Source organism: Bradyrhizobium lablabi (genome assembly GCF_018131005.1).
Taxonomy (GTDB): Bacteria; Pseudomonadota; Alphaproteobacteria; order Rhizobiales; family Xanthobacteraceae; genus Bradyrhizobium; species Bradyrhizobium lablabi_D.
The window spans coordinates 400,859-427,258 of sequence record NZ_JAFCJK010000004.1 but is presented as its reverse complement, the minus strand read 5'-3'; the positions used below and the strand labels follow the sequence as shown (position 1 = coordinate 427,258).

The 26,400-nt window shown below is 64.1% G+C and carries 23 protein-coding genes; 12 read left to right on the top strand and 11 right to left on the bottom strand.

Features of this window, described 5'->3' with window-relative positions:
• Position 1: 1 nt before the first annotated feature.
• The 5 genes from JQ553_RS15000 to JQ553_RS14980 form a co-directional block, all read right to left on the bottom strand.
• Positions 2 to 997 (bottom strand): alpha/beta fold hydrolase, encoded by a 996-nt coding sequence (locus JQ553_RS15000; protein WP_212500726.1) that lies wholly within the window; start codon positions 995 to 997, stop codon positions 2 to 4.
• A 9-nt stretch (positions 998 to 1,006) separates the two neighbouring features.
• A complete protein-coding gene (locus tag JQ553_RS14995) occupies positions 1,007 to 2,554 on the bottom strand; it encodes a wax ester/triacylglycerol synthase family O-acyltransferase (protein WP_212500725.1) in 1,548 nt (515 codons plus the stop codon).
• 59 nt (positions 2,555 to 2,613) lie between these two features.
• Positions 2,614 to 3,417 carry an alpha/beta hydrolase gene (locus JQ553_RS14990; RefSeq protein WP_212500724.1) on the bottom strand — a complete coding sequence of 268 codons (804 nt, stop codon included), beginning with the start codon at positions 3,415 to 3,417 and terminating at the stop codon, positions 2,614 to 2,616.
• A complete protein-coding gene (locus JQ553_RS14985; protein WP_212500723.1) occupies positions 3,417 to 3,671 on the bottom strand; it encodes a DUF6489 family protein in 255 nt (84 codons plus the stop codon). Before JQ553_RS14985 ends, JQ553_RS14990 begins: the two co-directional genes overlap by 1 nt.
• Before the next feature lie 110 nt (positions 3,672 to 3,781).
• Complete coding sequence (locus JQ553_RS14980) at positions 3,782 to 5,035, bottom strand: FAD-binding oxidoreductase (RefSeq protein WP_212500722.1); 1,254 nt, start codon at positions 5,033 to 5,035, stop codon at positions 3,782 to 3,784.
• Between the two features lie 194 nt (positions 5,036 to 5,229).
• Here JQ553_RS14980 and JQ553_RS14975 point away from each other — a divergent pair, with 194 nt between their 5' ends.
• From JQ553_RS14975 to JQ553_RS14920, 12 genes are all read left to right on the top strand, one after another.
• Positions 5,230 to 6,831 (top strand): ABC transporter substrate-binding protein, encoded by a 1,602-nt coding sequence (locus JQ553_RS14975; protein ID WP_212500721.1) that lies wholly within the window; start codon positions 5,230 to 5,232, stop codon positions 6,829 to 6,831.
• 101 nt (positions 6,832 to 6,932) lie between these two features.
• Positions 6,933 to 7,913: an ABC transporter permease gene (locus JQ553_RS14970; RefSeq protein ID WP_212500720.1), complete on the top strand. Its 981-nt coding sequence runs from the start codon at positions 6,933 to 6,935 to the stop codon at positions 7,911 to 7,913.
• 12 nt (positions 7,914 to 7,925) lie between these two features.
• Entirely contained in the window at positions 7,926 to 8,897 is a 972-nt protein-coding gene (locus tag JQ553_RS14965; protein ID WP_212500719.1) for an ABC transporter permease, read from the top strand.
• On the top strand, positions 8,894 to 9,877 hold the full coding sequence (locus tag JQ553_RS14960; protein WP_212500718.1) for an ABC transporter ATP-binding protein: 984 nt from the start codon (positions 8,894 to 8,896) through the stop codon (positions 9,875 to 9,877). Before JQ553_RS14965 ends, JQ553_RS14960 begins: the two co-directional genes overlap by 4 nt.
• Positions 9,874 to 10,869 (top strand): ABC transporter ATP-binding protein, encoded by a 996-nt coding sequence (locus JQ553_RS14955; protein WP_212500717.1) that lies wholly within the window; start codon positions 9,874 to 9,876, stop codon positions 10,867 to 10,869. The genes JQ553_RS14960 and JQ553_RS14955 overlap by 4 nt, the downstream gene beginning before the upstream one ends.
• 97 nt (positions 10,870 to 10,966) lie before the next feature.
• Positions 10,967 to 12,772 (top strand): gamma-glutamyltransferase family protein, encoded by a 1,806-nt coding sequence (locus JQ553_RS14950; protein ID WP_212500716.1) that lies wholly within the window; start codon positions 10,967 to 10,969, stop codon positions 12,770 to 12,772.
• Positions 12,773 to 12,787: 15 nt separating this feature from the next.
• Positions 12,788 to 13,510 carry a DUF1028 domain-containing protein gene (locus JQ553_RS14945; protein ID WP_212500715.1) on the top strand — a complete coding sequence of 241 codons (723 nt, stop codon included), beginning with the start codon at positions 12,788 to 12,790 and terminating at the stop codon, positions 13,508 to 13,510.
• Complete coding sequence (locus tag JQ553_RS14940) at positions 13,507 to 14,496, top strand: ABC transporter ATP-binding protein (RefSeq protein WP_212500714.1); 990 nt, start codon at positions 13,507 to 13,509, stop codon at positions 14,494 to 14,496. Before JQ553_RS14945 ends, JQ553_RS14940 begins: the two co-directional genes overlap by 4 nt.
• A complete protein-coding gene (locus JQ553_RS14935) occupies positions 14,496 to 15,605 on the top strand; it encodes an ABC transporter ATP-binding protein (protein WP_212500713.1) in 1,110 nt (369 codons plus the stop codon). The genes JQ553_RS14940 and JQ553_RS14935 overlap by 1 nt, the downstream gene beginning before the upstream one ends.
• A gap of 17 nt (positions 15,606 to 15,622) precedes the next feature.
• Positions 15,623 to 17,134 (top strand): ABC transporter substrate-binding protein, encoded by a 1,512-nt coding sequence (locus tag JQ553_RS14930; RefSeq protein WP_212500712.1) that lies wholly within the window; start codon positions 15,623 to 15,625, stop codon positions 17,132 to 17,134.
• A gap of 28 nt (positions 17,135 to 17,162) precedes the next feature.
• A complete protein-coding gene (locus JQ553_RS14925) occupies positions 17,163 to 18,104 on the top strand; it encodes an ABC transporter permease (protein ID WP_212500711.1) in 942 nt (313 codons plus the stop codon).
• A 3-nt stretch (positions 18,105 to 18,107) separates the two neighbouring features.
• Positions 18,108 to 18,995 carry an ABC transporter permease gene (locus JQ553_RS14920; protein ID WP_212500710.1) on the top strand — a complete coding sequence of 296 codons (888 nt, stop codon included), beginning with the start codon at positions 18,108 to 18,110 and terminating at the stop codon, positions 18,993 to 18,995.
• A 158-nt stretch (positions 18,996 to 19,153) separates the two neighbouring features.
• Here JQ553_RS14920 and JQ553_RS14915 read toward each other — a convergent pair whose 3' ends face one another.
• From JQ553_RS14915 to JQ553_RS14890, 6 genes are all read right to left on the bottom strand, one after another.
• Positions 19,154 to 19,897 carry a hypothetical protein gene (locus JQ553_RS14915; RefSeq protein WP_212500709.1) on the bottom strand — a complete coding sequence of 248 codons (744 nt, stop codon included), beginning with the start codon at positions 19,895 to 19,897 and terminating at the stop codon, positions 19,154 to 19,156.
• Between the two features lie 211 nt (positions 19,898 to 20,108).
• A complete protein-coding gene (locus JQ553_RS14910; protein WP_212500708.1) occupies positions 20,109 to 23,207 on the bottom strand; it encodes a MexW/MexI family multidrug efflux RND transporter permease subunit in 3,099 nt (1,032 codons plus the stop codon).
• A gap of 84 nt (positions 23,208 to 23,291) precedes the next feature.
• Positions 23,292 to 24,485: an efflux RND transporter periplasmic adaptor subunit gene (locus tag JQ553_RS14905; protein WP_212500707.1), complete on the bottom strand. Its 1,194-nt coding sequence runs from the start codon at positions 24,483 to 24,485 to the stop codon at positions 23,292 to 23,294.
• A gap of 1 nt (position 24,486) precedes the next feature.
• Positions 24,487 to 25,188, bottom strand: coding sequence for a TetR/AcrR family transcriptional regulator (locus JQ553_RS14900; protein WP_212500706.1), 702 nt, complete (start codon positions 25,186 to 25,188; stop codon positions 24,487 to 24,489).
• 65 nt (positions 25,189 to 25,253) lie between these two features.
• Positions 25,254 to 25,844 (bottom strand): thiamine pyrophosphate-dependent enzyme, encoded by a 591-nt coding sequence (locus JQ553_RS14895; protein WP_212500705.1) that lies wholly within the window; start codon positions 25,842 to 25,844, stop codon positions 25,254 to 25,256.
• The gene (locus tag JQ553_RS14890) at positions 25,841 to 26,374 is read right to left on the bottom strand and encodes a thiamine pyrophosphate-binding protein (protein ID WP_212500704.1); all 534 of its coding nucleotides are present in this window, start codon (positions 26,372 to 26,374) and stop codon (positions 25,841 to 25,843) included. Before JQ553_RS14890 ends, JQ553_RS14895 begins: the two co-directional genes overlap by 4 nt.
• Between the last annotated feature and the right edge of the window lie 26 nt (positions 26,375 to 26,400).

The following is a 26,400-nucleotide window of genomic DNA, read 5'->3' as shown; positions in this document are numbered from 1 at the left end:
TTCACCCGAACCGCTTTCTACGCCATTCGATCAGCTTGGCGCTGACCTCGTCCGGCTTCTCCTGCTGCGTCCAATGGCCGCTGTCGCGAACCAAATATTTCTCGAGATCCGGCACCAGCTTTTCCATGCCGTCGGCGGCCGACGGCGGCAGCACTGCGTCGTTCTCGGCCATGATCATCAGCGACGGCACCCGCACGCCGTGATCGAGCCCCGCCGAGCGCTCCCAGTTGCGGGTGAAGTTGCGATACCAGTTGATGCCGCCGGTGAAGCCGGTCTTCGTGAAGGTGTCGACGAATACCTTCTTCTCTTCCGCCGACAGGATCGGCGTGCGCGGGTCGTGCTTGGCGTCGTAGTTCGCGATCATCTGCGGAAACGCCAGGTTGAGCCGCGCCGAGGCGCCAACACCGGCGATCGGCTGTTCCTCCGGCGTACCTGGGGGACGCGCCACCGGCTTGCGCATGAAGGCGTCGAAGGTCTGCTCGACGCGGCTGCCGAAGATCCTGTCCGGCTCGCGCGCCGGGCTTTGGAACTGGACGATGTACATGTGCTCGCCGAAGCGCTGACGGAACAGCGCGATCGGGTCCATGGGCGGACGATCCCAGTGTGGCGTATTGACGCCGACGACCCCGGCGACGCGGGACGGATGGCGAAGCGGCATCTGCCAGACGACAAAGCCGCCCCAGTCGTGGCCCACGAAGATCGCCTTGTCGATCTTGAGATGATCGAGCAGGCCGACGAGATCGCCGGTCAGATGCTCCATGTCGTAGGCCTCGACCGGCTCCGGCCGGTCGGTCGCGCCATAGCCGCGCTGGTCCGGCGCGATCACACGGATGCCGGCCTCGCCCAGCGCCTTGATCTGGTGGCGCCACGAAAAGGCGAGCTCCGGCCAGCCGTGGCAGAGCACCACCGGCGGCGAGTCGGTCTTGGGGCCTGCTTCATAGAACCCCATGCGGATGCCGTTCGTCTCCGCGAATTGCAGCGGTGGCATTTCGATCATTGCAAACCCCTACTCGGCCGCGCCCTTGACGTCGGCAGGCGGCGGCGCGAACGCCGCCTCGAGTGCATCGAACTCGAGCGGCAGCATGTCGCACAGGACCTGCACATGAGGAATAATGTTGGCGCCTGCGATGAAGCCAAAATCGAGCTGATCGCGGTAGCTTTGCACGGTGATGTTGAGCGCGATCCCGTGGGTCGAGATCGAGACCGGGAAGATGTGCAACAGCTCTGCGCCCGCCGCATAGAGCGTCTGTCGCGGCCCGGGCACGTTCGACACAGTGATGTTGGCCGACGGCGGCAGCACATTGGAGAGATCGGAACGGCTGTAGAGCAGCGCGAGGATCTGCACCAGGATCGGCGCGCCGAGCATCGACACGTTGGAGACCTGCGGCATCAGCGCACGCAGCGGATGCGACATCTCCTTGGACTTGGTGGATTGCGCGATGATGGTTTCCAGCCGCGCCTTGGGGTCTTCGACATTGGTCGCGATCGCACAGATCATGCCGAAAACCTGGTTGTTGGACTCGGCGTTGCCCTCCTCGCGCAGCGAGATCGGCACGGCCGCGGTCAACGACTTGTTCGGCAGGCCGCCCTGGCTGATCAGATAGCGCCGCACCACGCCGGAGGCGAGCGCCAACACGACGTCGTTGAGCTTGCCGCCGGCCCGCTTGGCGAGCGCCTTCGCGCGCGACAGCGAGATCGAGGTGCCGGCGAAGCTGCGTTCCGAGGAGATCGCCTTGTTGAGGATGGTCGGCGGCGACACCATGCTGGCGAGGCTCTCGCGCGACCTGGGATCGGCCACCTTGGCAACGACGTCGGACAGGCTTTTCAGCACAGTCGGCACGCTGCCGGCGAATTTCACCGCGTTCTCGATCTGGAACATGGCGTTGTCGAACAGGATCGAGCCGAGGTCGCTCTTGCCCGAACGCGGCAGTTCGAGGCCCTTCGGCGCCGCGGCCGCGTCGAACGGCTGGGTCCAGAGCTGCTGGTAGGAATCGATCAGATTGGCCGCGATGTCGCGCGGCTCCGGCGGCACCTTCTTCGCGGTCGGCGGATCGACCTGCCGCGGCACCGGCGTCACGTCATAGATCATGCTGGTCAGCGCCGCCCCGGCGCCGCCGTCGATGCAGGCGTGGTGCATCTTGGAATAGAGCCCGATCTCGTTGTCCTTCATGCCCTCGAACACATAGAACTCCCAGAGCGGGCGTGCGCGGTTGAGGAGCTTGGCGTGCATCCAGCCGACGATGCGCTCGAGCGTGGCGCGGTCGCGCGGCTCTGGCAGGCTGGCACGGAAGATGTGGCGGTCGATGTCGAACTGGTCGTCCTCGACCCAGGACGGATGATCGATGTCGAGCGGCGCCTTCTGCAGGCGGGCTTTGAGGATCGGCGCGATGTGCAGCCGCGAGGCGATCATCGCCTTGAATTCCTCGAAGAAATCGCCCTTGTAGCCCTCAGGCAGGCGGAAGATCGCCATGCTGCCGACATGCATCGGCATTTCCGGCGTTTCCAGATAGAGAAACGATGCGTCCAGCGAGGAAAGCTTCTTGGCGTCGCTCATGATCACCTCCCGAGAACCCAACTCATGCGGACGCCTAGGCGGCGCTTCTCGTCGTTCAGTCAGGATAGTGCATTCTCTGTCGTCCCATAGGCAATGGCAAAGGGGCCGGACCTGTCAAAATGCCGGAATTCGCCCTCTGGCTGCGCCAGGCGGTCGGCGATCGCCCATAGCGCCGCGGGATTGACGCCGATCCCGACATGGCTCGCGAAATGCACCTCGATATTCTCCGCCGTCGCCGACGGTCGCAAGATGTTGGTGCGCCAGTTCACAATACCATCGCTGCGCGAATAGATCGAGGTCGCCGGCACCGGCATGTCGCCGGCGATCGCCTCGCGAATCTCCGGAAGGATGTCGTCGACCCTTTCGCCGGACAGGATCTCGTAGAGCCGCGTCGCATTGGTGGCGCGGACGTCGTCGGCGAACGGACTGGCCAGTGTGATGATCGAGCGCACCAGTTCAGGCATCTGCTGCGCCAGGTCGCGCGCGTAGACGCCGCCAAGACTCCAGCCGACGATCGAGACCTTGCGCCCGCTGGCCTCATGGACCCGCTTCAGCAAATCGCGCAACGCGCCGCGCTTGCTCGCGACGCCGCCGAAATTGCGGCCCATGTTCCAGGCATGGGCGTCGTAGCCCAGTTCCTTGAGATAACGTCGCATCGGCGCCATCGAGAGGTCGCTCGCCAAAAAGCCCGGCAGCGTCAGTACTGGATGGCCGTCGCCCTTCGGCGCCTGCATCAGCAGCGGCGACAGCAGCAGGCTCGAATTGAACTCCAGAACGCCGCGCCCTTCGGCCAGCATCAGCAGCAGACCCGGTCGGCTCAGCCGACGTCCGGTCGCTTCAGCGCGTCCGTCCTCGACCGCCATTATTTCCTGTCCTTCTTGCCCACGCTGCCGAGGCCGGACATCGCCACGAACATCTCCTGGAAGCGTTCGGCGAGTTTGGGATCGAAGGTGAACCAGCTCTGGACCAGCGATTCCGGCGAAATCTTATCGATGTTCGAGGTCATCTGCTGCTGCAGCTTCTCCATGACCGCGGTCTGCATCGGCGAGACATCGGGCAGGCCGAAGAATTGCCGCGCCTCGATAGGAGTGCAATCTATCTCGACGTTGACCTTCATGTCCGTCTCCTCCAATGCGCTGACTGGCGCCAGTATCGCCGCGATAGGGCTGGCCGCGCAAGCGGCCCGAACCTGCCCCAACGCCGAGTCAGCCTCAATCCTCCGTTAGGTCAACCAAAACGCTCCGCGGCAAAAGGCCTGGTATCGGCAAACGGGGTCTCGCCGGTCATCATCTCCGCGAGCAGGCGGCCGGTCACCGGTCCGAGCGTAAAGCCGTGGTGCTGATGGCCGAAGTCGAACCACAGGCCCGGATGCCGCGGCGCACGGCCGATCACCGGCAGCATGTCCGGCAGGCAAGGCCGCGCGCCCTTCCAGGGCCTGGCATCGATCACTTTGCCCAGCGGAAACAACTTGCGGGCCCGCGGCAGCGCCAGATCGACCTGCACCGGCGAGGGCGGCGCATCGCGATGGGCGAACTCGACACCGGTGGTGACGCGGATGCCCCGATTCATCGGCGCGAGGCAGTAGCCGAGATCGGCGTCAAGCACCGGCCCATTCATCACGGCGTTGCCGCACGGCGCGACGTGCACGTGATAGCCGCGCTTGACCTGCAACGGGATCGCATAGCCGAGCGGCGCGAAGACCTGCTCGGACCATGGTCCCATCGCGACCACGACATCCCGCGCCGAAATCGAGCCCTCCAGCGTCGCAACGCGCCAGCTTCTGCCAATCTGCTCGAGGGTACGGGCATCGCCGACATAAAAGCGGCCGCCGCGGCGGCCGAACAAAGCGGCATAGGCCTTGGCGAGCCCGCCGGGATCGGGCACCGACGCCGGCGACGGCAAATACACCGCGCCTGCGAACTCGCCGGTCAGATGCGGCTCGCGGGCGGTGATCTCCCGGGCATCGATCACCTCGTTCTCGACGCCATACTCCCTGGCGCGCTCGGCCTCCCGTGCGGCCTTGCCAAGCGAGGATTCGGATCGATAAACCTTGAGCCATCCGGTCTTGCGCAGCAAATCCGGTATGCCCGCCTCCGCGACCAACGCCTCATGTTCGAGCAGGCTCTGCCTGATCAGCGGCAACTCCGCATGCGCACTGTTGAGTGCTCGCTTGGGTGAAGATGCGAGATAGTGGCGCACGAGCCACGGCAAGAAATCCGGCAGGTCGACGAAACGGTAGCGCACATGGGGCTTGCGGTTGAGCGCGTAACTCAGGATCTCGCTGAAATCGCGTGGAAACATGTAGGGAAAGACGGAAGCACACTCGATGATGCCGGCGTTACCGAAGCTCGTTTCCTCGCCGGCAAGGTCGTGGCGGTCGATCAAGACCACATCCCGGCCCCGTTTTTGCAGGTGCAAGGCGGCGCCGACTCCGACCATCCCTGCTCCCAGGACGACTATGTCGGCCTTCAATTCCGTCATCCGGCACTCCGAAAGTTGAATGTCACGCGCTGATGTCTGCTGCCTATGCTGAAAACTAGTCGTTGCGCCGCGTCCGCGCAAACCGATTAACCCTTTGGGAAATCGCGCTTGCGCGGCGGGCAAACTCTGGCAACATGGACTGCAAATATCCGCCGGGGGCGCAGCCGGTGGACAATAACGGGGAACGAGAGCAGATGTCGGTACGTCAGAGTTTGTTTGCAGCGGCCACCGTTGCTGTTGTCGCTTTTGCGTCGCTACCGGCTGCGGGCCAGACCTTGCGATACGCCAACCAGGGCGAGCTCAAATCGCTGGATCCCTACACGCTGAAGGAAACCACGACGATCGCCCATCACGGTCACGTCTATGAAGGGCTGGTTGCCCGCGACAAGGACCTCAAGATCATCCCGGCCTTGGCCGAAAGCTGGGAGACGCCGAGCCCGACCAAATGGCGCTTCCATTTGCGCAAAGGCGTCAAATTCCACAACGGAGACCCCTTCACGGCTGATGACGTCCTGTTCTCCGCCGACCGCGTCCGCGCCAAGGGCTCCAACTTCCTCAGCAACGTTCCGGCCGACGCCAAGTTCACCAAGGTCGACGACTACACTGTCGACGTGACGCTGGACTCGCCCAATCCCATCCTGATCTCGCAATGGGATGGCTGGTACATCATGGACAAGAAGTGGTGCGAGGAGAACAATTCGGTGGCCCCCACGCCGGCGGCTGCGACAACGCCGAGCTACGCTTCGCTGCACGAGAACGGCACCGGTCCCTTCATGATCGAAAGCCACCAGCCCGGGGTGAAGACCGTCTTCAAGGTGAATCCCAACTACTGGCGCAAGCCGGAGCATAATCTCAAGGAGATCATCTTCACTCCGATTGCCTCGGATGCCACCCGGGTCGCCGCACTGCTCTCGGGCGAGGTGGATGTGATTGAGCCGGTTCCGATCCAGGACATCCAGCGTGTCAATTCAAGCGGCAACGCTACCGTCATGACCGGACCGGAAATCCGAACCATCTTCATCGGCATGGACGTAACGCGCGATGAGCTGCTGTTCTCCAACATAAAGGGCAAGAATCCGTTCAAGGACATCCGCGTCCGTGAGGCGTTCTACAAGACGATCGACGTCGAGCTGATCAAGACCCGCGTCATGCGGGGACTGTCGACGCCCTCGGTGCTGATGATCGCACCCCAGCTCTATCCGCTGTCGAAGGACTTCACCCGGCCGAAGCTCGATCCGGATGGCGCGAAGAAGCTGTTGGCCGACGCCGGCTACCCGAACGGCTTCGAAGTCACCATGGATTGCCCGAACGACCGCTACGTCAATGACGCCGCGATCTGCCAGGCGGTCGTCGGCATGCTTGCACGCATCGGCGTCAAGGTGAACTTGCTGGCGCAACCGAAGGCGCAATATTTCGCCAAGGTGCTGAAGCCCGGTGGCTATCAGACCTCGTTCTTCATGCTCGGCTGGACGCCCGCCACCTCCGATTCCCATAACGTGCTGCACGACATCCTGGGCTGCCGCGACGATCCGAAGGATTCCACGCGCGGCGAGGCCAATCTCGGCGGCTATTGCAACCGGGAAGTCGATGCGCTCACCGACAAAATCCTGGTCGAGGCAGACACTGACAAGCGCGACCAGTTGATCAAGCAGGCCTACGATATCGTCATCAAGGATTACGGCTACATTCCGGTGCATCAGCAGGCGCTGGCATGGGGCGTGTCGAAAAAGGTCAAATTGACCCAGCGCGCCGACAATCAGGTCCTGCTCTACTGGGCAACCAAGCAGGAAGAGTAAGTGGGTTTTGCGAATTGGGTTCCGGAAGCGCCTGCTTCCGGACCTCTCGTTTTCGGCCGCGTTTCGCCGCGTGCAGAAACTGAAAGCAGTGAAAGGTAGAGATGCTCGCTTTCACTCTTCGTCGCATGCTTCAGGCGATCGGCGTCATGCTCGCCGTAGGCATCATTGCGTTCGCGATGTTCCGCTTCGCGGGCGATCCCGTCAACCAGATCGTCTCGATCGACACCTCGGCCGCGGAACGCGCCTCGATCCGGCAGTCGCTCGGCCTCGACGATCCCGTGCTCGTGCAGTTCGGCCGCTACTTCATCAACGCCTTGCAGTTCAAATTCGGTGTCTCCTATCAATTCCGCCTGCCGGTCGCGAACCTCCTGATGGAGCGCATGCCCGCGACGCTGGAACTTGCGATCTGCGCCACCCTGTTCGCCATGGTGTTCGGCATCCTGATGGGGGTCTATTCGGCACTCAGGCGCGACACCATGCTTGCCAGCCTGTTCCAGGCGGTGTCCTTGATCGGCATCTCGCTTCCGACTTTCCTGATCGGCATCCTCCTGATCTATCTGTTCGCGGTGACTTTGGGCTGGCTGCCCTCGTTCGGCCGCGGAGAGGTGGTGAAGCTTGGCTGGTGGACGACGGGGCTGCTCACCCTCTCCGGCCTGAAGGCCCTGATCATGCCGTCGATCACGCTTGGTCTATTCCAGATGACGCTGATCATGCGACTGGTGCGCGCCGAAATGCTCGAAGTGCTCCGCACCGACTATATCCGCTTCGCCCGTGCCCGCGGACTGACGACGCGCGCGATCCATTTCGGCCATGCGCTGAAGAATACGCTGGTTCCGGTGATCACCGTGGCCGGCCTGCAGTTTGGCTCGGTTATTGCATTCTCGATCATCACCGAAACCGTATTCCAGTGGCCTGGCATGGGACTTCTGTTCGTGCAGGCCGTGCAAAACGTCGATATCCCGATCATGGCCGCGTATCTCCTGATGGTCTCACTGATCTTCGTCACCATCAATCTCGTGGTCGATATCCTCTATACCGTGGTCGATCCGCGTCTGCGCTCGACCGTCGGCCGCACGGCGTGAGGTGAGCTAGCGATGTCCGACGCCGTCGTTCCCCATCGCAGCGAAGCCCACGCACCGTCCGGCCGGCCCGACATCGGTTGGTTCAAGCGCGCCCTCGACAGCGACATCTTCTATTCGTTCCGTCGTTCCAAGCTGACCATGGCGGCGGCGGCGGTCACGCTGCTGTTTTTCCTGCTCGCGATTTTCGCCTCCTGGCTTGCGGTGCAGAACCCCTTCGATCCCGCGCAATTGCAGCTCATCAACTCGCGGATCTCGCCGCTGTGGACCGCCGACGGCCAGAGCCCGTTTCTGCTCGGCACCGACGAGCAGGGCCGCGACGTGTTCTCGGCGATTCTCTACGGTCTGCGCATCTCGCTGACGGTCGGCGTCCTCGGCGTCATCCTCTCCGGCGCGCTCGGCATCGCGCTCGGACTGACCGCCGGCTATTTCGGCGGCATGATCGACGGCGTGATCATGCGCATCGCCGACGTGCAACTCACCTTCCCGGCGATCCTGATCGCGCTCCTGGTCAACGGCGTGGCCAAATCGCTGTTCGGCAACCGGCTCGATGAGATGAGCATGCTCGGCGTGCTGGTGGTTGCGATCGGCCTGAGCTTCTGGGTGCAATATGCCCGCACCGTTCGTGGCTCGGTGATGGTCGAGAAGAACAAGGACTACGTCGCGGCCGCGCAATTGATCGGCCTGCCCGCGCCCAAGATCATGATGCGGCATGTGCTGCCGAACACGATGGGCCCGATCCTCGTGATCGCCACCATCAACCTCGCGCTTGCCATCATCACCGAAGCGACGCTGTCGTTCCTCGGCTCCGGCATGCCCGACACCATGCCATCGCTCGGCACGTTGATCCGGATCGGCAACAATTACTTGTTTGCCGGCGAGTGGTGGATCGTCGCCTTTCCGGGCTTGGCGCTGGCCGGCCTGATCCTCTCCATCAACCTGCTCGGCGACTGGCTGCGCGACGCGCTCAATCCGAAGCTCAGATGACCCCGCCCGTCCTCTCCGTGCGCAACCTCGAGGTGGAATTCGTCACCCGCCGCGCCGTCCTGCGCGCGATCAACGGCGTGTCTTTCGACATCGCCAAGGGCGAAGTGCTCGGCGTCGTCGGCGAATCCGGCGCCGGCAAATCGGTGACCGGGCTTGCCGTGATCGGCCTGATCGACCCGCCTGGCCGAATTTCTGCCGGCGAGATCGAGCTTTCCGGCACCCGCATCGACCATCTGCCGGCGGAGGAGATCCGCCGTATCAGGGGAAAGCGGATCGGCATGATCTTCCAGGATCCGCTGACGAGCCTCAATCCGCTCTACCGGATCGGCGACCAGATCGTCGAGACCATCCGCACCCACACCAATCTCTCCGAGACGGCCGCACGCAAGCGCGCGATCGACCTGCTCGCCGAGGTCGGCATTCCCGCTCCGGAAAAGCGCATCGACGGCTATCCGCATGAGTTCTCCGGCGGCATGCGCCAGCGCGTCGTGATCGCCCTTGCGATCTGCGCCGAACCGGAGCTGATCATCGCCGACGAACCGACGACCGCGCTCGATGTCTCCGTGCAGGCGCAGATCATTTCGTTGATCAAGCGGCTCGGCCGCGATCACGGCACCGCCGTGATGCTGGTAACCCACGACATGGGCGTGATCGCTGAGACCTGCGACCGCGTCGCGGTGATGTATTCGGGACGGATCGCCGAGATCGGCCCGGTGCAGGATGTGGTGCGCAATCCGCTGCATCCCTACGCCAAGGGCCTGATGGGTGCGATCCCGACACTTGCGGGCGATGACAAGCGGCTGGTGCAGATCCCGGGCTCCATGCCGCGGCTGTCGGCGATTCCGCCGGGTTGCCCGTTCAACCCGCGCTGCGCATTTGCCTTCGACCGTTGCCGCGTCGAGCGGCCGGAACCGATCCAGCAGGGCGCGCAATCCGTTGCGTGCCACCTGTTCGACACGGCGAAGGAGACCGCGGCATGAGTGCGACGTTGATCGAAGTCAGGAACCTGCGCCGCGTCTTCAACGTCTCAAAGCCGTGGCTCAACCGCGTGCTCGAAGGCGGCCATCTTGAATTCCTGAAAGCCGTCGACGGCGTCACCTTCGACATCAAGCGCGGCGAGACCTTTGCGCTCGTCGGCGAATCCGGCTCCGGCAAGACCACGGTCGCGCGCATGGTCGTCGGGCTTTTGCCGCCGAGTTCGGGCGAAGTCCTGATCGACGGCATTTCGATGACCGACCCCAGGCAGGCGCAGGCGCGCCGCCGGCTGCGCCGCCGCATCCAGATGATCTTCCAGGACCCGTATGCGAGCCTCAATCCGCGCTTTCGGGTCGGCGCCATCGTCGCCGAGCCGATCCGTGCCTTCGAACTGATCGAGGGCGAGCGGGACATCAAGGCCCGCGTCGGCGAGTTGCTTTCGCTGGTCGGGCTGCACCCGGACGACGCCTTGAAATTCCCTCACGAATTTTCCGGCGGCCAGCGCCAGCGTATCGCGATCGCCCGCGCGCTGGCTTCTGACGCCCAATTCATCGTCTGCGACGAGCCGACCTCGGCGCTCGACGTCTCTGTGCAGGCGCAGATCCTCAATCTGATGCGTGAGTTGCAGGACAAGTTCGGCCTGACCTACCTTTTCATCAGCCACAACCTCGCGGTAGTCCGCCACATGGCCACGCGCATCGGCGTGATGTATCTCGGCCGCATCGTCGAGATCGCCGAGGGCCGTCAGCTCTTCGATGATCCCAGGATGCCCTACACCAAGATGCTGCTGGGCGCGGTTCCCGATCTCGCGATGTCAGGCCGCAAACGCATTCCGGTCAAGGGAGAAATCCCCAACCCGATCGATCCGCCGACGGGCTGCTCTTTCAATCCGCGCTGCCCGCTGGCCTTCGATCTGTGCCGACAAAAGTCGCCGGCGCTGATTGACGGCGTCGCCTGCCACGCCGTCAACAATCCGGCCGCCGCAGTCCCGGCATGACCGCGCGGATGGGAGCTGCCATGTCAACCAAACGGTTGGCAGCAAGGCTTGCTTATGATCAAGTTGCGCCGCAACAAGCACGAAATGGCGAAGCCGCATGAGTAACATCAACCCTGATCCGTTCACCACAAGGCCGGAAATCGAAGGCACCTTCGGCGTCGTCACCTCGACGCACTGGATCGCGACCGCCGTCGGCATGGCGACGCTGGAAAAGGGCGGCAATGCCTTCGACGCCGGCGTTGCCACCGCCTTCACGCTGCAGGTGGTCGAACCGCATCTGAACGGACCGGGCGGCGACGTCCCTGTTATCGTGCATGACGTGAAGCGCGGCAAGACCGAGGTGATCTGCGGCCAGGGCCCGGCGCCTGCGAGGGCGACGATTGCGCACTATCGCAGCGAAGGCCTCGACATGGTGCCCGGCACCGGCCTGCTCGCCGCCTGCGTGCCCGGCACGTTCGAATCCTGGATGCTGCTGCTGCGCGACTACGGCACCTTGAAGCTGCGCGACGTGCTGGAGCCAGCGATCGTCTATGCCCGCGACGGCTATCCGCTGGTCGAGCGCGCCTCCGCCACGATCAAGACCGTCGAGCAGTTGTTCCGCAAGCACTGGCCGACGTCGGCCGATGTCTATCTGCCGAACGGCGACGTGCCGAAGCCCGGCACCATTTTCACCAACAAGATGCTCGCCGAGACCTACACGCGCATCCTGAAGGAGGCCGAGAGCGCGGGCAGCGACCGCGTCGCGCAGATCGAGCGCGCGCGCCAATCGTGGTCCAATGGGTTTGTCGCCGAGGCGATCGACGAATTCTGCCGCACCCAGGAGGTGATGGACGTCTCTGGCTCGCCGCATCGCGGCGTGCTGTCAGCCGACGACATGGCGCGCTGGCAGCCGACCATCGAGGCGCCGCTGAGCTATGACTACGGCCGTTACACGGTCCAAAAGGCCGGCGTCTGGAGCCAGGGTCCTGTCATGCTGCAACAGCTCGCGCTGCTAAAGGGCTTTGATCTCGACGGCCTCGATCCCGTCGGACCCGACTTCATTCACCTGCAGATCGAAAGCGCCAAGCTCGCCTATGCCGACCGCGAGACATTCTACGGCGATCCGAAGTTCACGAAAATCCCGATCGATACGCTGCTGTCCGACGCCTACAATGACGAGCGGCGCAAGCTGATTTCGAGAGACAAGGCGTCGCTCGATTTCCGCCCCGGCTCGGTGGAAGGCTTCGGCGCGGTTGTCAAACTGCGCCGCGCCGAAGGCCATCGCGAGGCTGTCGGCGCGATGGGCGCCGGCGAACCGACGGTCGGCCGGTTCGGCGAGGTGCGCGGCGACACCGTGCATTTCGACATCATCGACCAGGCCGGCAACATGATCTCGGCGACGCCGTCCGGCGGCTGGCTGCAGTCCTCGCCGGTCATTCCGGAGCTCGGCTTCTGCCTCGGCAGCCGCGCCCAGATGTTCTGGCTGGAGGAGGACCATCCGGCCGCGCTCGCGCCGGGCAAGCGTCCGCGCACCACACTGTCGCCGACGATGGCGTTGCGCGACGGCGAGCCGTATCTCTCATGGGGCTCGCCCGGCGGAGACCAGCAGGACCAATGGATCACGCAGTTCTTCCTGCGCCACGTCCACGCCAAGCTCAATCTGCAGGAAGCCATCGACGCGCCCGCCTGGCATTCCGAGCATTTTCCGATCTCGTTCTGGCCGCGCACCGCGCGCCCCGGCGTGCTCGTGCTGGAAAACCGCGTGCCGAAATCGACGATCGACGAATTGAAGCGCCGCGGCCATGTGGTGGAGATTGGCCCCGATTGGTCGGAAGGCCGCCTTACCGCGGCCTCGAAGGTCGGCCGCCGCCGCCGCGCCGCTGCAAATCCGCGCGGCATGCAGGGCTACGCGGCGGGCCGTTGAGACGAAGGCTTTGAGATGACCTGGTCGATCATCGCCCGCGACGGCGCCGCGGGCCAGCTCGGCATCGCCGTCGCCACGCGGTTCTTTGCCGTCGGGGCGCGCGTGCCCTATATCGCCGCCGGCATCGGCGCGATCGCGACGCAGGCGCTGGTCAATCCCTATTACGGCATCGACGGTGTCAGACTGTTGCGCGATGGCAAGAGCCCGGACGACGTCGTCGCGGCATTGCTCGCCGGCGACCACGGCCGCGAGCACCGGCAGGTGCATGTGATGGACGTCCATGGCCGCATCGCGGCGCATTCCGGCAAGGATTGCGTCGACTGGTACGGCCATATTGCGGGCGACGGCTTCTCGATCGCCGGCAACATGTTGGCCGGTCCTGCTGTGCTCGACGAGTCCGCAAAGACCTACGCCGCCAATGACCGGCTGCCGTTCGCGCAACGGCTGATCAAGGCCATGCTCGCCGGCGAGGCCGCCGGCGGCGACAAGCGCGGCAAGCAGTCCGCGGCACTGTTGATTCACGGCGCGGAGGAATGGTCGGCGCTCGATCTGCGCGTCGACGATCACGCCGATCCGCTGGGCGAACTCCTGCGGCTCGAGGCCGTCAGCCGCGAGCGCTGGGTACACTTCCGCCAATTCCTGCCGACCCGCGCCAATCCGGCCGGCGTCACCGATCGCGCCATCATCGATGCCGGCATCGAAGCCGCCATCGCGAGCCAAAGATCGAACCAAGCATGAAGGCCGCCACACTGATCGAGATCGAAGGGCTGCGCGTCACTTTCCACGGCGATGACGGCCGCGTCACGCATGCCGTCGACAGTGTCGACCTCCGCGTCGCCAACGGCGCTACGCTCGGGCTGGTCGGCGAATCCGGTTGCGGCAAGAGCGTGACGTCGCTTGCGATCATGGGGCTGCTGCCGAAGCATTCCGCCGAGGTCTCCGGCGCGATCCGCTTCGACGGCTTCGACCTGCTCGACGTACCCGACGGGACCTTGCGCGATCTGCGCGGCAACCGGCTCGCGATGATCTTCCAGGAGCCGATGACCTCGCTCAATCCGAGCTTCACGATTGGCGACCAGATCATCGAGACCATCCTGCGGCACCGCGGCGGCTCGCGGCGCAAGGCACGCGATCGCGCCGTGGAGCTGCTCCGCCGCGTCCACATTCCCTCGCCCGAAAAGCGCATCGACGAATTTCCGCACAAGCTTTCAGGCGGCATGCGCCAGCGCGTCATGATCGCGATGGCGCTGGCCTGCGACCCGCAGCTTTTGATCGCCGATGAGCCGACCACCGCGCTCGACGTCACCCTGCAGGCGCAGATCCTCGACCTGATGCGCGAGCTGAAGGCAGCAAGCGGCGCGGCGATCATCCTGATCACCCACGACCTCGGCGTCGTCGCCGAGGTCTGCGACGAGGTCGCGGTGATGTATGCCGGCGAGATCGTCGAGCGCGCGCCTGTCGACGAGTTGTTCGCCAATCCGCAGCATCCCTACACCGTCGGCCTGCTCGGCTCGATCCCGCGGCTCGACCGCCGCACCGCGCATCTCGCAACCATCGAAGGCATGGTGCCGAACATGGCCAACCCGCCCGCGGGCTGCCGCTTCGCCGCGCGCTGCCCGTTCGTCGTGATGACCTGTACCAAGGCGCCACCGCCCTTGACGGAGGTCGCGCCCGGCCACGCCTCGCGCTGCCTTCGCGCACCGCTGGAAAGGCTGGTGTCGTAATGGCCCTCCTTGAAGCTGAAGGGCTCGTCAAACACTTCCCGGCATCGCGCAACCTGTTCGGCCGCCCGACGGCGTTCGTCAAAGCCGTTGACGGCGTCAGCTTTCATGTCGACGCCGGCGAAACGCTGGCGCTGGTCGGCGAGTCCGGTTGCGGCAAGTCCACCGTCAGCCGCCTCGTGCTGCGGCTGATCGAGCCGGACCACGGACGCGTCCGCTTCGAGGGCCGCGACCTGCTTGCGCTCGATGCCCAACAGTTGCGCGCGTTCCGCCGGCATGCGCAGATCATCTTCCAGGACCCCTACGCCTCGCTCAATCCGCGCATGACGGTGGGCCAGATTCTCGGCGAGCCGCTCGCGCTCCATGAGCTGGTGCCCGCCAACGCGCGCCGTGCCAGGATCGAGGAATTGCTGCGCCTGGTCGGGCTCGAACCGCGTGTCGCGCGCCGCTATCCGCACGAGTTCTCCGGCGGCCAGCGCCAGCGTATCGCGATTGCGCGGGCACTCGCGGTCGAGCCGAAGCTGATCATCTGCGACGAGCCGGTCTCGGCGCTCGACGTCTCGATCCGCTCGCAGATTCTCAATCTGCTGCGCGACCTGCAGGAGCGGCTCGGGCTTGCTTACATCTTCGTCTCGCACGATCTCGCCGTGGTCAAGCACATCGCCGACCGCGTCGCGGTGATGAATCTCGGCGCCATCGTGGAGACTGCCGAGGCGCAGGCGCTGTTCGCGGCCCCGCGCCATCCCTACAGCCGCGCGCTCCTGTCGGCGATCCCGGTGCCGAAGCCGCGCGCCAAACGCAGCCGCATCGTGCTGGAAGGCGAGCTGCCGAGCGCGCTCAATCCGCCGTCCGGCTGTCGTTTCCACACCCGCTGCCCCTACGTGGTCGCGTGCTGCCGCAGCGAGGTGCCGCCACTGCAGGCCGATGCCACCGGCCACGCCACCGCCTGTCACCGGACCGGAGACCTGCCGCCGCCGGAGAGCATCGTTCCGTCGGACGGCCCCTTCTCTCCGGTGCTGGAGAAATTGGTCGCAGCCTTTAGCGGAATCGCGGAAGGAGGCGGACCTTCCGGTGTTGGTACAAACGGCGCAATACCGGAGACGGACGCATGAATTTGGGGAGCAGTGTGATGAAGATGTTTCGTTCGGTGGCCATTGCCGCGGCCCTGTTGCTATCGCTCGGCGCCGGTGCTCAGGCGCAGACCACGCTGCGGATCGGGCTCGCAGAGGATCCCGACATCCTCGACCCGACCATGGCGCGGACCTATGTCGGCCGCATCGTGTTTTCCGCCGTCTGCGACAAGCTGTTCGACATCGACGAAAAGCTCAACATCGTGCCGCAGCTCGCGTTGTCGCACGAGACCTCCGCCGACGGCAAGGAGGTCACGATCAAGCTCCGCCCCGGCGTCAAGTTCCACGACGGCGAACCGTTCGATGCGGAAGCCGCGAAATTTTCGCTTGAGCGGCATCTGACGTTCCCGGGCTCCTTCCGCAAACCCGAGCTCGCCAGCGTCGACCATATCGACGTCGTCGATCCCCTCACCATCAAGCTTGTGCTGAAGGTGCCGTTCTCGCCGCTGATCGCTCAACTTACCGACCGTGCCGGCATGATGATGTCGCCCAAGGCTGCCAAGGCCGCAGGCGACAAGTTCGGCCTGCATCCGGTCTGCGCCGGCCCGTACAAATTCGTGGAGCGCGTGCAGCAGGACCGTATCGTGTTCGAGAAGTTCGCCGACTACTGGAACAAGGACAACGTCTTCATCGACCGCATCGTGTTCCTGCCGATCGTCGACGCCACCGTGCGGCTTGCCAACCTGAAGTCCGGTGGGCTCGACCTGATCGAGCGCGTGCTCGCGACCGACCTCAAGGACGTGCGCGCGGACCCGCGCCTCAAAGTGTCGAGCGCGATCGAGCTTGGCTATCAAGGCATCACGCTCAACATCGGCAAGGACAAGGCCAAGGGACCCTTGAGCCAATCCGCCAAGGTGCGTCAGGCGCTCGATCTCGCGATCGATCGCGACGCCATCAACCAGGTCGTGTTCAACGGCGAGTTCAAGCCCGGAAACCAGTGGGTCAGCCCGGATCATCCTTATTATCAGAAGGAGTTTCCGATCCGCCCGCGCGATGTCGCGAGGGCCAAGGCGCTCCTGAAGGAGGCCGGTGTCACGCCGCCGGTCAGCGTGGATTTCATGGTGCCGAAAGGCCCCGAAACCGAGGGCACCGCGCAGGTCGTGCAGTCGATGGCAGCGGAGGCCGGCTTCGACATGAAGATCAGGGTCACGGAATTCGCAACGTCGTTGAAGCAGGCGGAGGCCGGCGAATACCAGGCCTATATGCTGGCCTGGAGCGGCCGCATCGATCCTGACGGCAACTCCTACGTCTTCCTGCACAAGGACGCGCCGCAGAACTACAGCGCCTGGACAAACGCGGAGGCCGACAAGGCGCTCGACGATGCCCGCCTCACCACCGACATGACGCAGCGCAAGGCGATTTACGCCAAGCTGACCAAGCTGGAGCTCGATGACGAAGCGATTCTCTACATCTATCACCGCCGCATTATCATCGCGCACACGACGAAGCTCGAAGGCTACAAGCAGATGCCTGACGGCCTCGTGCGCGTGGTCGGGCTGAAGCTGAAGTGATGGCGACGCCGGAGATGCGAGGCGGACGATGCTGAACTTCCTCGCCAGACGGCTGGTTCAGCTTGTCCCGACGCTGTTCTTCGTGTCGATCCTGATCTTCTCGCTGCAGCAATTGCTGCCGGGCGATCCGGCCCTCGTCATGGCCGGCGAGGAGCGCGATCCCGCCGTGATCGCGCAGATTCGCGCGCAGTACCGGCTCGATCAGCCGATCCCGGTGCAGTATGTCTACTGGATCAAGGGCGTGCTGTCCGGCGATTTCGGTGAATCGCTGCGCAACAAGATGCCGGTCCTGACCCTGATCGCGCAGAAGCTGCCGGTGACGCTGCAGCTCGCGGGCATGGCAATCGTGATCGCGTTCCTGATCGGCATCCCCGCCGGCATCGTCTCGGCGGTGAAGAAGGGCACGGCCTGGGACTACGGCGCCAATCTGTTCGCGCTATGGGGCATCTCGACGCCGAACTTCTGGCTCGGGATCATGCTGATCTTCCTGTTTTCCATCGAATTGGGATGGCTGCCGGCTTCCGGCTACGTGCCGCTGAGCGAGAACTGGCGCGCCAGCATCGCCGCGACAATCATGCCTGCCTTCGTGCTCGGCAACGCAATTGCCGCGATCCTGATGCGGCATACTCGCAGCGCGATGCTACAGGTGCTGGAGAGCGACTATGTCCGTACCGCCCGCGCCAAGGGTCTTTCCGAACGTTCGGTGATCCTCAAGCATGCGATGCGCAACGCGCTGACGCCGATCATCACGCTCGGGGCCCTCGAGCTCGGCACGCTGCTGTCGGGCGCGGTCCTGACCGAGCAGATCTTCTCGATCCCCGGTTTCGGCAAACTGATCGTCGATGCCGTCTTCAACCGCGACTACGCCGTCGTGCAGGGTGTCGTGCTGACGACCGCGACAATCTACATCACCCTCAATCTCATTGCTGACATCGCCTACATCCTCGTCAACCCGCGGCTGAGGGGCTAGGTGATGACCGAAACCGTACTCGGCACCGTTTCCCTCGCCGCTTCCGACGAGTTGGAGAGTCCGGCGCGCCGCGCCTGGCGGCGGCTCATCAAGCGCAAGGGCGCCGTCGTCGGCCTTACCGTAATCATGATCTTCGTTCTGATGGCGGTCTTTGCACCGCTGATCGTGCCCTACGATCCCATCGCGACGAGCTGGTCGCTGGTGCGGAAGGCTCCGTCGGCACAGCACTGGTTCGGCACCGACGAGCTCGGCCGCGACGTGCTCGCCCGTGTCGTGTTCGGCGCGCGCGCCTCACTGCTTGCAGGGACAATCTCGGTCGGTATCGCGTTGACCATCGGCGTTCCGCTAGGTCTGCTCGCCGGCTATCGTGGCGGCTTCATCGACGCGCTGATCAGCCGTATCACCGACGCGATGCTGGCTTGCCCGTTCCTGATCCTGGCGATCGCGCTTGCCGCCTTCCTTGGGCCGAGCCTCGGCAACGCCATGATCGCGATCGGCGTCTCGGCGACGCCGATTTTCATCCGCCTTACCCGCGGGCAGGTGATGAGCGTCAAGGTCGAGGATTATGTCGAGGCAGCGCGCGCCATGGGCAATCCGCGCTGGCGCATCGCGCTGTTTCACATCCTGCCGAACATCCTGCCGGCGCTCCTGGTGCAGGCGACGCTCTCGATCGCCGCCGCGATCATCGCGGAGGCCGCACTCTCCTTCCTCGGCCTCGGCCAGCAGCCACCAGCCCCGTCGTGGGGCAGCATGCTCAACGCCGCCCAGCGCTTCCTCACCAATGCGCCGTGGATGGCGATCTGGCCGGGGCTTGCGATCTTCCTCGTCGTGCTCAGCTTCAACCTGGTCGGCGACGGCCTGCGCGACGCGCTGGATCCGAAGGCACGGTAGATCTCGCGCGGCGAGCACGTATCCTTTCCCATCATGCTGAGGAGGCCGCGCCAGCGGCCGTCTCGAAGCACGACGGCCACCAGCGGGGCCGTGCATCGTTCGAGACGCTCGTTCCCGCGCTGCTCAGGATGACGGGTCTGGCAAACTCATTTTTCGGCTCAGACCACCACCTCCCGCAACACCCGCCTGCAATCCATCTCGTATTCGAGATCGATCACCGGCGGACGCGCGAAGTACCAGGTGAGGCCGGAGCGCGCGGCGCCGCGGCGGACCAGCGTTGCGGCAAACACCGGATGGAAATCATGCACGGTGTAGGTCTGCACGGCGGTGGCGTCCTTCCAGCCCACGTCGAACTCGCCCATGCGCTTTTCCATTACGCTAACGACATAACGGACCTTCTCCGCGATGCCTTCGGGGCTAACGTCGCGGTAGCGCACGGTCCGCTCGGCATAGCTCGCATTGCCCTCCTGCGACTCGCCGCTGCCGGCGATCACGAAGGTCGGTGAGGGGCCCGAAGCCGGCCGCGTGAACGAGAATGCGTAGAACGACGGCTCGGCCGGAGGATCAATCTCGGGGCAGACATTGCTGCGCGCCACCGGGTTGGTGGTGCCGTCGTAGATCCGCCATTCCGCCAGCGTCTTCACATAGTGCTGGTTGAAGGCGCGAAAGCCTTCCTCGGTGAAGGCGGCCGGGGAACGCAGCTCGCAGGCGCAAAACGAGGTCAGCGGCCGCCCGGCGGCCTGGATATAGGTCGCGATCCGCGCAAACCCTTCGGCGAGCGGCACGGGCTTGTCGAAACGGACCCGCTCGATTTCGTAACCGGAACTCGCCGCAACGCCGCTCGAATACTGAAAGACCGCGGGAATGAACCGGTAATTGCCGGCCGCAAAATCGCTCACCATGTCTGTTCCTCCAGATCTTGTCAGGCGAAACCAATAGCGTTTTCAGGCGCAGTGGAGTTCCGGTCGGCGTGAAGAAAACGCGTCAGAACAAAAAAGCCAGCTACCGCCCCCCCTGCTCGGCCGCTGCCGGCGCAGGATATTACGGCACAGAGAAAAGGCGGCAATGGCTTTCGCCAGTGCCGCCTTTCCGTCGAGCATGAGCTTGGAGGGCTCAGGTCGGTTTCAGGGCCTGCCGCCCACCCAGATCGAAATCGGCGATCTGCTTCGCCCGGTTGGAGCCGGCCTTGGCCTGGTGGTCGGTCGCGATCAACGTGTAGACCGCCGGCAGCACGAACAGTGTGAACAGCGTGCCGATCGTCATACCGGCCACCACGACGAGGCCGATCGAAAAGCGGCTGGCAGCGCCGGCGCCGGTGGCCGTCAGCAGCGGCAAGAGGCCCGTCACCATGGCCGCCGTCGTCATCAGGATCGGACGCAGCCGGATACGCGCGGCCATCTCGATTGCCGAGCGGCGGTCGAGCCCCTCGTTGACCTGCAGTTCGTTGGCAAACTCCACCATCAGGATGCCGTGCTTGGTGATCAGCCCGACCAGCGTCAACAGCCCGACCTGGGTGTAGATGTTCATGGTCGCAACGCCGAAGAACAGCGGGATCATGGCGCCGACGATCGCCATCGGCACACTGATCATGATCACGAAGGGATCGCGCAGGCTTTCGAACTGCGCCGCCAGCACCAGGAAGATGATGATGATCGCGAACGCGAAGGTGATCACAAGCTGATTGCCCTCCTGGACGTATTGCCGGGAGTCGGCCAGGAAGTCGTGGCTGAAGCCGGAGGGCAGCTTTTTGGCCTGGCTTTCCAGAAACTCGACCGCCTGTCCCATCGAAACGCCGGGCATCGGCACGGCCTGGAACGTCGCCGAGTTAAGCTGATTGTAATGGGTCAGCGCGTTCGGATCGATGCCGGTCTGGACCGATACCACGGTCGACAGTCGCACCAGCCGCCCGGTCGTGCTCGGGACATAGTAGTTGTCAAGCGACTCCGGCGCGAGCCGCTTGTCCCGCGGCACCTGCGGAATCACCTGATAGGAGCGTCCTTCCAGGTTGAAGCGGTTGACATAGTTGCCGCCGAGCAGCGTCGCCAGCGCGCCGCCGATCGACTGCATCGTGATGCCGAGGTCGCTCGCCTTGGAACGGTCGACCGTCACGCGGACCACCGGCTGGTTGAACTCGAGATCGCTGTCGGTGACGATGAACAGGCCGCTCTTGCGCGCGGCGTCCTTCAGCTTCGCCATCTCCTCGTAGACTGCCTGGAACCCGGCAGTCGAGTTGATGACCATCTGAACCGGCAAACCGCCGGGGCCGCCGGGCAACGGCGGCAGGCTGAATGCGAATGCGTTGACACCCTCGATCTTCGATAGCTCCGCCTGCACCAGCGGCTGCAGTTGCTGCGCCGTGCGCTTGCGCTCATCCCACGGCTTGAGCAGCATGCCTGCGAAGCCACCCTGCGGACCAGTGATGCCGTTCAGGACGAAGCGCAGGTCAGTCTCGGGAATCTTCTGGAATTCCTTGTCGATCTTGTCGCCATAGAAGTCGATGTAGTCGATGTTGGCGTATTTCGGCGCCTTGGTAATTGCGAACACAATGCCCTGGTCTTCCTGGGGTGCCAGCTCCTTCGAGGTGTGCATGTAGAGGAAGCCAACGAGGCCGAGGATGGTTACCGCGAACAGTCCCGTGATCGGCCGATAGTCGAGCGAGCGGTCGAGCTGGCGGCCGTAGGCGCGTGTCACCGCGCCGAAGACGCGATTGACGAGCCGGGAGAAACGTCCTTCCTCGGCGCTCTTGAGAAACACCGAGCACATCATCGGCGACAGCGTCAGCGCGATTACGCCTGACACGATCACCGAGCCTGCGAGCGTGAATGCGAATTCGCGGAACAGCGTGCCGGTCACGCCGCCGAGAAAGCCGATCGGGGCGTACACCGCGGCGAGCGTGATCGTCATCGAGACGACGGGCCCCACGATCTCGCGAGCTCCCTTCAGCGATGCCTGCACCGGTGGCATGCCCTCCTCGAGGTGGCGGTGAATGTTTTCCACCACCACGATGGCGTCGTCGACCACGAGGCCGATCGCCAGCACCATGGCGAGCAGGGTCAGCAGGTTAAAGCTGAAGCCGGCAGCAAGCATCAGGATGCAGACGCCGATCAGCGACAGTGGAATGGTGACGACCGGAATGATCACCGACCGTATCGAGGCCAGGAACAGGAAGATCACGATCACGACGATCAGCACCGCCTCGCCCAGCGTCTTCTGAACCTCGTCGATCGACGACTGAATGAACTTGGTGGAATCGTAGGCCACCTTCATCTTCATCGAGGGCGGCAGGTTGCGTTCAAGCTCGGGGAACAGCGCGCGCACGCCCTTGACCAGCGTCAGTGGATTGCCCTGCGGGGTCGCCTTGATGCCGATGAAGATCGCATGCTCGCCGTTGAAGGCGACGCTGGCATCCGTGCTCTGGGCCGCGAGTTCGACCGTCGCGATGTCCTCGACGCGGACGAAGCCGCCGTCCTTCGACTTGACGATCATCCGCTTGAACTGGTCGATGCTCTGGAGGTCGGTGTTGGCCGAGACGTTGGAGACGATGAAATAACCCTTGGTCTGGCCGGCGGCCGCCTGGAAGTTGTTGGCGGCGATCGCGGCCGCAACGTCGTTCGGAGACACGCCGCGCCCGGCCATGCGGATCGGATCGAGCCACAGCCGCATCGCAAAGGTCTGGCCGCCCAGGATGTCGGCGGATGCGACGCCATCGACCGTCGACAGCACCGGCTGCACGACGCGCGTCAGATAGTCCGAGATCGCCGACCCCGTCAGTTCCTCGCTGGAGAAGCCGAGATACATCACCGCGATGGTGTCGCCGGTCGCCTTGCTCACGACCGGGTCGAAGGCTTCCTTCGGGATCAGGTATTTGACCGAGTTGACCTTGGCGAGCACCTCGGTCAGCGCCTGGTTCGGATTGAAGTTGAGCTTGACGTAGACCTGAATCGTCGAGGTGCCGAGCACCGACGACGAGGTGATGTAGTCGACACCCTCGGCGGAGGCGACGGCCTGCTCGATCGGGGTGGTGATGAAGCCCTGGATCAGGTCCGCCGATGCGCCGGGATACGACGTGGTGATCGTCACCACGGTGTTGGACAGGTTCGGGTACTGCCGTATTGGCAGCGTCATTGCGGCGCGCAGACCGATCAACAGGATCAGCAGACTGACGACGACCGATAACACCGGGCGCTTGATGAAAATATCAGTGAAACTCATCGCCAACCTATTCTTTTGTCTGCCGATTGCGGCAACGCGGTGCGGAGGGCCGGCCAATGGCCCTCCGAAATTCAGGTGATTCGGTCAGTAACGCGGCGGCTGGGCCGGTATCGGCGGGGGCGGATCGGTCGAGATCGACACCGGAATTCCCGATTGCAGCTTGATCTGCCCGACGGCGACGACGCGGTCGTTGGGATTGAGGCCCTTGAGTATCTCGACGCGGCCGCCGACGCGGTTGCCGGTCTTCACGAAGGTGCGCACCGCGGTCAGGCTGGTCTTGCCATCATCCTCTTTCTTCTCGGTGATCAGGAAGACCGAATCGCCGTACAGCGTGTAATCGACGGCCGTTTCGGGAACCGTAAGGACCGGCGGCTTCTCCGGCAGCACGATCGTGGTCGTCGCGAACATACCGGGCTTGAGAATGCTATCGGGATTGTGGATCGTCGCCTGAACGCGGATGTTGCGGGTATCGGTCGAGATCTGCGGCTCGATGGTTGTGATCTTGCCCTCGAAAGTGCGGCCCGGATAGGCATCGACCGCGACCCGCACGGTCTGGCCAACCTGGATCTGCGAGCTTTGCTTCTCGGTGACGGTCAGGTTCGCATAGAGCACCGACAGATCGGTCAGCGACACAATCTGCGTACCAGCCGTCAAGTACTGGCCGACCTCGACTTGCCGAACGCCGAGATCACCCTCGAAGGGCGCCCGCACCAACTTCTGCGAGATGATCGCCTCGGTCTTGGCAATGCCCGCATTGGCCTGGTCGAATGCCGACTGGGCCTGGTCGACGGTCGCCTGCGGCCCGAACTGGCGCGCTGCGAGTTGCTTGGCACGATCGAGCGAGAGCTGTGCCATCGTCGCCTGCGCCTTGAAGTTGGCGAGATCACCCTGTTCGGGTGCGTCGAACAATTGCACGAGCGGCGTGCCCGCCGTGACATGGCTTCCGGCCTTGAACAGGATCTCGGTGATGCGACCGGATACGTCCGAGGTGACGTTGACCTGGTGCACCGCGACGAGATCGCCAACCGCCGTCAACAGATTCGGAATGGCCTCGGACTTCGTCTCGACCACGCTGACGCTCGCCGGCGGCGGTTTGTTGTTGGCGAAGAATTGCGCGACCATCTTGCCGCGAAACGAGTTGAACCAGACGAGACCGCCAACCACCACGGCCAGCAGGGTGCCGACGATAATGAACCAGCGCACCATGCGGACAGGCCGCCTGAGCGTCTTCTCGTTGATCGGTTTCCCCGAGATATGGCTTTCGGTCTGAATATTCATGTTATGCACTTTCTGCAGTTACCGACGGTCCCTGCCACGGTGACGGCTTGTGGCCCAAATGTGCGGCAATAGCGGCTTCGTTGAGTCCAATGCCGCGGAGAATGAATTGACAGAGCTGCAAGTCAGTGTGTGCGGCATCGCCGTAGACGAGGCACGGTGTCGCGGGCAGGCTTGCCAGCGCCGCCATCAGCACCGTGTGATGAGCAAACCAGAACAGGTTGAGCGGCTCGCCGGCGATGCGCGAGGCATCGCCGGCGCCAATCGCGCTCTCGATCGACGCCGCGAAGGTTGGTCCGATCAGCTTGCCGACCTTGTCATAGAGCAGCCGCGCGAACTCGCCATCGTCGAGATGGCTCGTCACCATCAGCCGCATCCGCTGCGTCTCTTCGTGGTCCGGCGCGTCACGGAGCCGCATGAAGTGGCCGACCATGCCCCGAACCAGTTCGACCAGCGTCGCGGTCGATGGCGCCTGACCAAGCAGATGCGCGAGATCGGGATCGGCCTCGCACTCTTCTGCAAGAATCTCGGCGTAGAGCGCGGCCTTCGACGGGAAATGCTTGAACAGCAGCCCTTCCGAAATGGCGGCCGCGGCCGCCACGCTCTTCGTCGTGGTGCCGGCGAAGCCGTTGCGGGCGAAACACCGCTTGGCGGCGCTCAGAATCAACTGACGCCGAAGGTCACTGGTCATGCGTAAGGTCGACATTTGGGAGTGTGAGTAATCACTCACCTCGCCGAATGTCAAGATTTTATCGCACCGCGAAGGCGGTTTTAGATCGGGGTGTGTCCTAACGACCCGCGGATGCGGTTGACGATATAGGCGCCGTCTCGGCTGGACAGCACCCGTTCCAGATTGGCGCCGTCGATCTTGACGTTCGCGAACCGCGGCCCACCTCTAACGTCATGTAAAGACGCGGCAAAAGCCTCAACCTCCGACATGGTCGAGATCGCCCTGGAGTCCAGGACCCCACACGCCTTGGCGACGCCGACAAGGTCGGCGGAAGCGGCAGTATGGCTGACCTGGCCCCCGGTCTCGCCATAAGCCTCATTGTCCAGGACAATGATCGAGAGATTGGCCGGCTTCTGCAGGCCGACGGTGGCGAGGCTGCCCATGCCCATGAGCATCTCGCCGTCGCCGGTAATCACGACCACCGGGAGGGTCGGCTGCGCCAGCGCGAGCCCAAGGCCGATCATCACGGCGCCGCCCATGCCGCCCCACAGGTAGAAGTTGCGATCGTGATCGCCGGCGGCCGCGATGTCGTAGGTCGAGGCGCCGAGACCGCCGACGGCGATGGCGCCCTTTCTGTCCTTGAGCAGTCGCGAAACGACGGCGCGGCGGTCGAGGAGATTGGCTTTGCTCATTTGGTGAAGACCTTTGCCCCGATCAGACGCTGCGACAACAACACGGCAGTTGGCGTGCAGGCATTGTAGGCCTGCGAGGCGCCGGCCTCGACAACCTCACGCACCTCGTCCGGGCGCGAGGCGCGCAGCACCTTGACACCGGCCAGTTCGAACACCGCCTGGGTGCTCGATCCCATCGGCACTTGCCATGGATTGAACTCGCCCCATTCGCCGCGCATCGTGACCAGCGTGAGGAACGGGAAGCGGAATATCTGCGTGAGCGACAGCATGTTGATACAGTTGCCGACCCCGCTCGACTGCATCAGCAGCACGCCACGCTGGCCACCGGCCCAGGCGCCCGCAAGCAACGCCACGCCCTCTTCCTCAGTCGTCAGCGCGATTCCGCGCATGGTCGAGGAACTCAGCACGCTCTCGATCAATTGCGAATGTCCGGCGTCAGGTACGTAGGGCACCTGGCACACCTCGAAGCGCTGCAATATGGCAAAGATCTCCTCGGGCCAGGAGGCCGCAGTCTCGACGCGGGCGTGCATTGGCGTTTCCAATCAGCAGAATGTCT

Bases quoted from the DNA above. Each gene is read 5' to 3' on its own strand.
- JQ553_RS15000 (WP_212500726.1), bottom strand. From the start codon at position 997: ATGATCGAAATGCCACCGCTGCAATTCGCGGAGACGAACGGCATCCGC.
- JQ553_RS14995 (WP_212500725.1), bottom strand. From the start codon at position 2,554: ATGAGCGACGCCAAGAAGCTTTCCTCGCTGGACGCATCGTTTCTCTAT.
- JQ553_RS14990 (WP_212500724.1), bottom strand. From the start codon at position 3,417: ATGGCGGTCGAGGACGGACGCGCTGAAGCGACCGGACGTCGGCTGAGC.
- JQ553_RS14985 (WP_212500723.1), bottom strand. From the start codon at position 3,671: ATGAAGGTCAACGTCGAGATAGATTGCACTCCTATCGAGGCGCGGCAA.
- JQ553_RS14980 (WP_212500722.1), bottom strand. From the start codon at position 5,035: ATGACGGAATTGAAGGCCGACATAGTCGTCCTGGGAGCAGGGATGGTC.
- JQ553_RS14975 (WP_212500721.1), top strand. From the start codon at position 5,230: ATGTCGGTACGTCAGAGTTTGTTTGCAGCGGCCACCGTTGCTGTTGTC.
- JQ553_RS14970 (WP_212500720.1), top strand. From the start codon at position 6,933: ATGCTCGCTTTCACTCTTCGTCGCATGCTTCAGGCGATCGGCGTCATG.
- JQ553_RS14965 (WP_212500719.1), top strand. From the start codon at position 7,926: ATGTCCGACGCCGTCGTTCCCCATCGCAGCGAAGCCCACGCACCGTCC.
- JQ553_RS14960 (WP_212500718.1), top strand. From the start codon at position 8,894: ATGACCCCGCCCGTCCTCTCCGTGCGCAACCTCGAGGTGGAATTCGTC.
- JQ553_RS14955 (WP_212500717.1), top strand. From the start codon at position 9,874: ATGAGTGCGACGTTGATCGAAGTCAGGAACCTGCGCCGCGTCTTCAAC.
- JQ553_RS14950 (WP_212500716.1), top strand. From the start codon at position 10,967: ATGAGTAACATCAACCCTGATCCGTTCACCACAAGGCCGGAAATCGAA.
- JQ553_RS14945 (WP_212500715.1), top strand. From the start codon at position 12,788: ATGACCTGGTCGATCATCGCCCGCGACGGCGCCGCGGGCCAGCTCGGC.
- JQ553_RS14940 (WP_212500714.1), top strand. From the start codon at position 13,507: ATGAAGGCCGCCACACTGATCGAGATCGAAGGGCTGCGCGTCACTTTC.
- JQ553_RS14935 (WP_212500713.1), top strand. From the start codon at position 14,496: ATGGCCCTCCTTGAAGCTGAAGGGCTCGTCAAACACTTCCCGGCATCG.
- JQ553_RS14930 (WP_212500712.1), top strand. From the start codon at position 15,623: ATGAAGATGTTTCGTTCGGTGGCCATTGCCGCGGCCCTGTTGCTATCG.
- JQ553_RS14925 (WP_212500711.1), top strand. From the start codon at position 17,163: ATGCTGAACTTCCTCGCCAGACGGCTGGTTCAGCTTGTCCCGACGCTG.
- JQ553_RS14920 (WP_212500710.1), top strand. From the start codon at position 18,108: ATGACCGAAACCGTACTCGGCACCGTTTCCCTCGCCGCTTCCGACGAG.
- JQ553_RS14915 (WP_212500709.1), bottom strand. From the start codon at position 19,897: ATGGTGAGCGATTTTGCGGCCGGCAATTACCGGTTCATTCCCGCGGTC.
- JQ553_RS14910 (WP_212500708.1), bottom strand. From the start codon at position 23,207: ATGAGTTTCACTGATATTTTCATCAAGCGCCCGGTGTTATCGGTCGTC.
- JQ553_RS14905 (WP_212500707.1), bottom strand. From the start codon at position 24,485: ATGAATATTCAGACCGAAAGCCATATCTCGGGGAAACCGATCAACGAG.
- JQ553_RS14900 (WP_212500706.1), bottom strand. From the start codon at position 25,188: ATGTCGACCTTACGCATGACCAGTGACCTTCGGCGTCAGTTGATTCTG.
- JQ553_RS14895 (WP_212500705.1), bottom strand. From the start codon at position 25,844: ATGAGCAAAGCCAATCTCCTCGACCGCCGCGCCGTCGTTTCGCGACTG.
- JQ553_RS14890 (WP_212500704.1), bottom strand. From the start codon at position 26,374: ATGCACGCCCGCGTCGAGACTGCGGCCTCCTGGCCCGAGGAGATCTTT.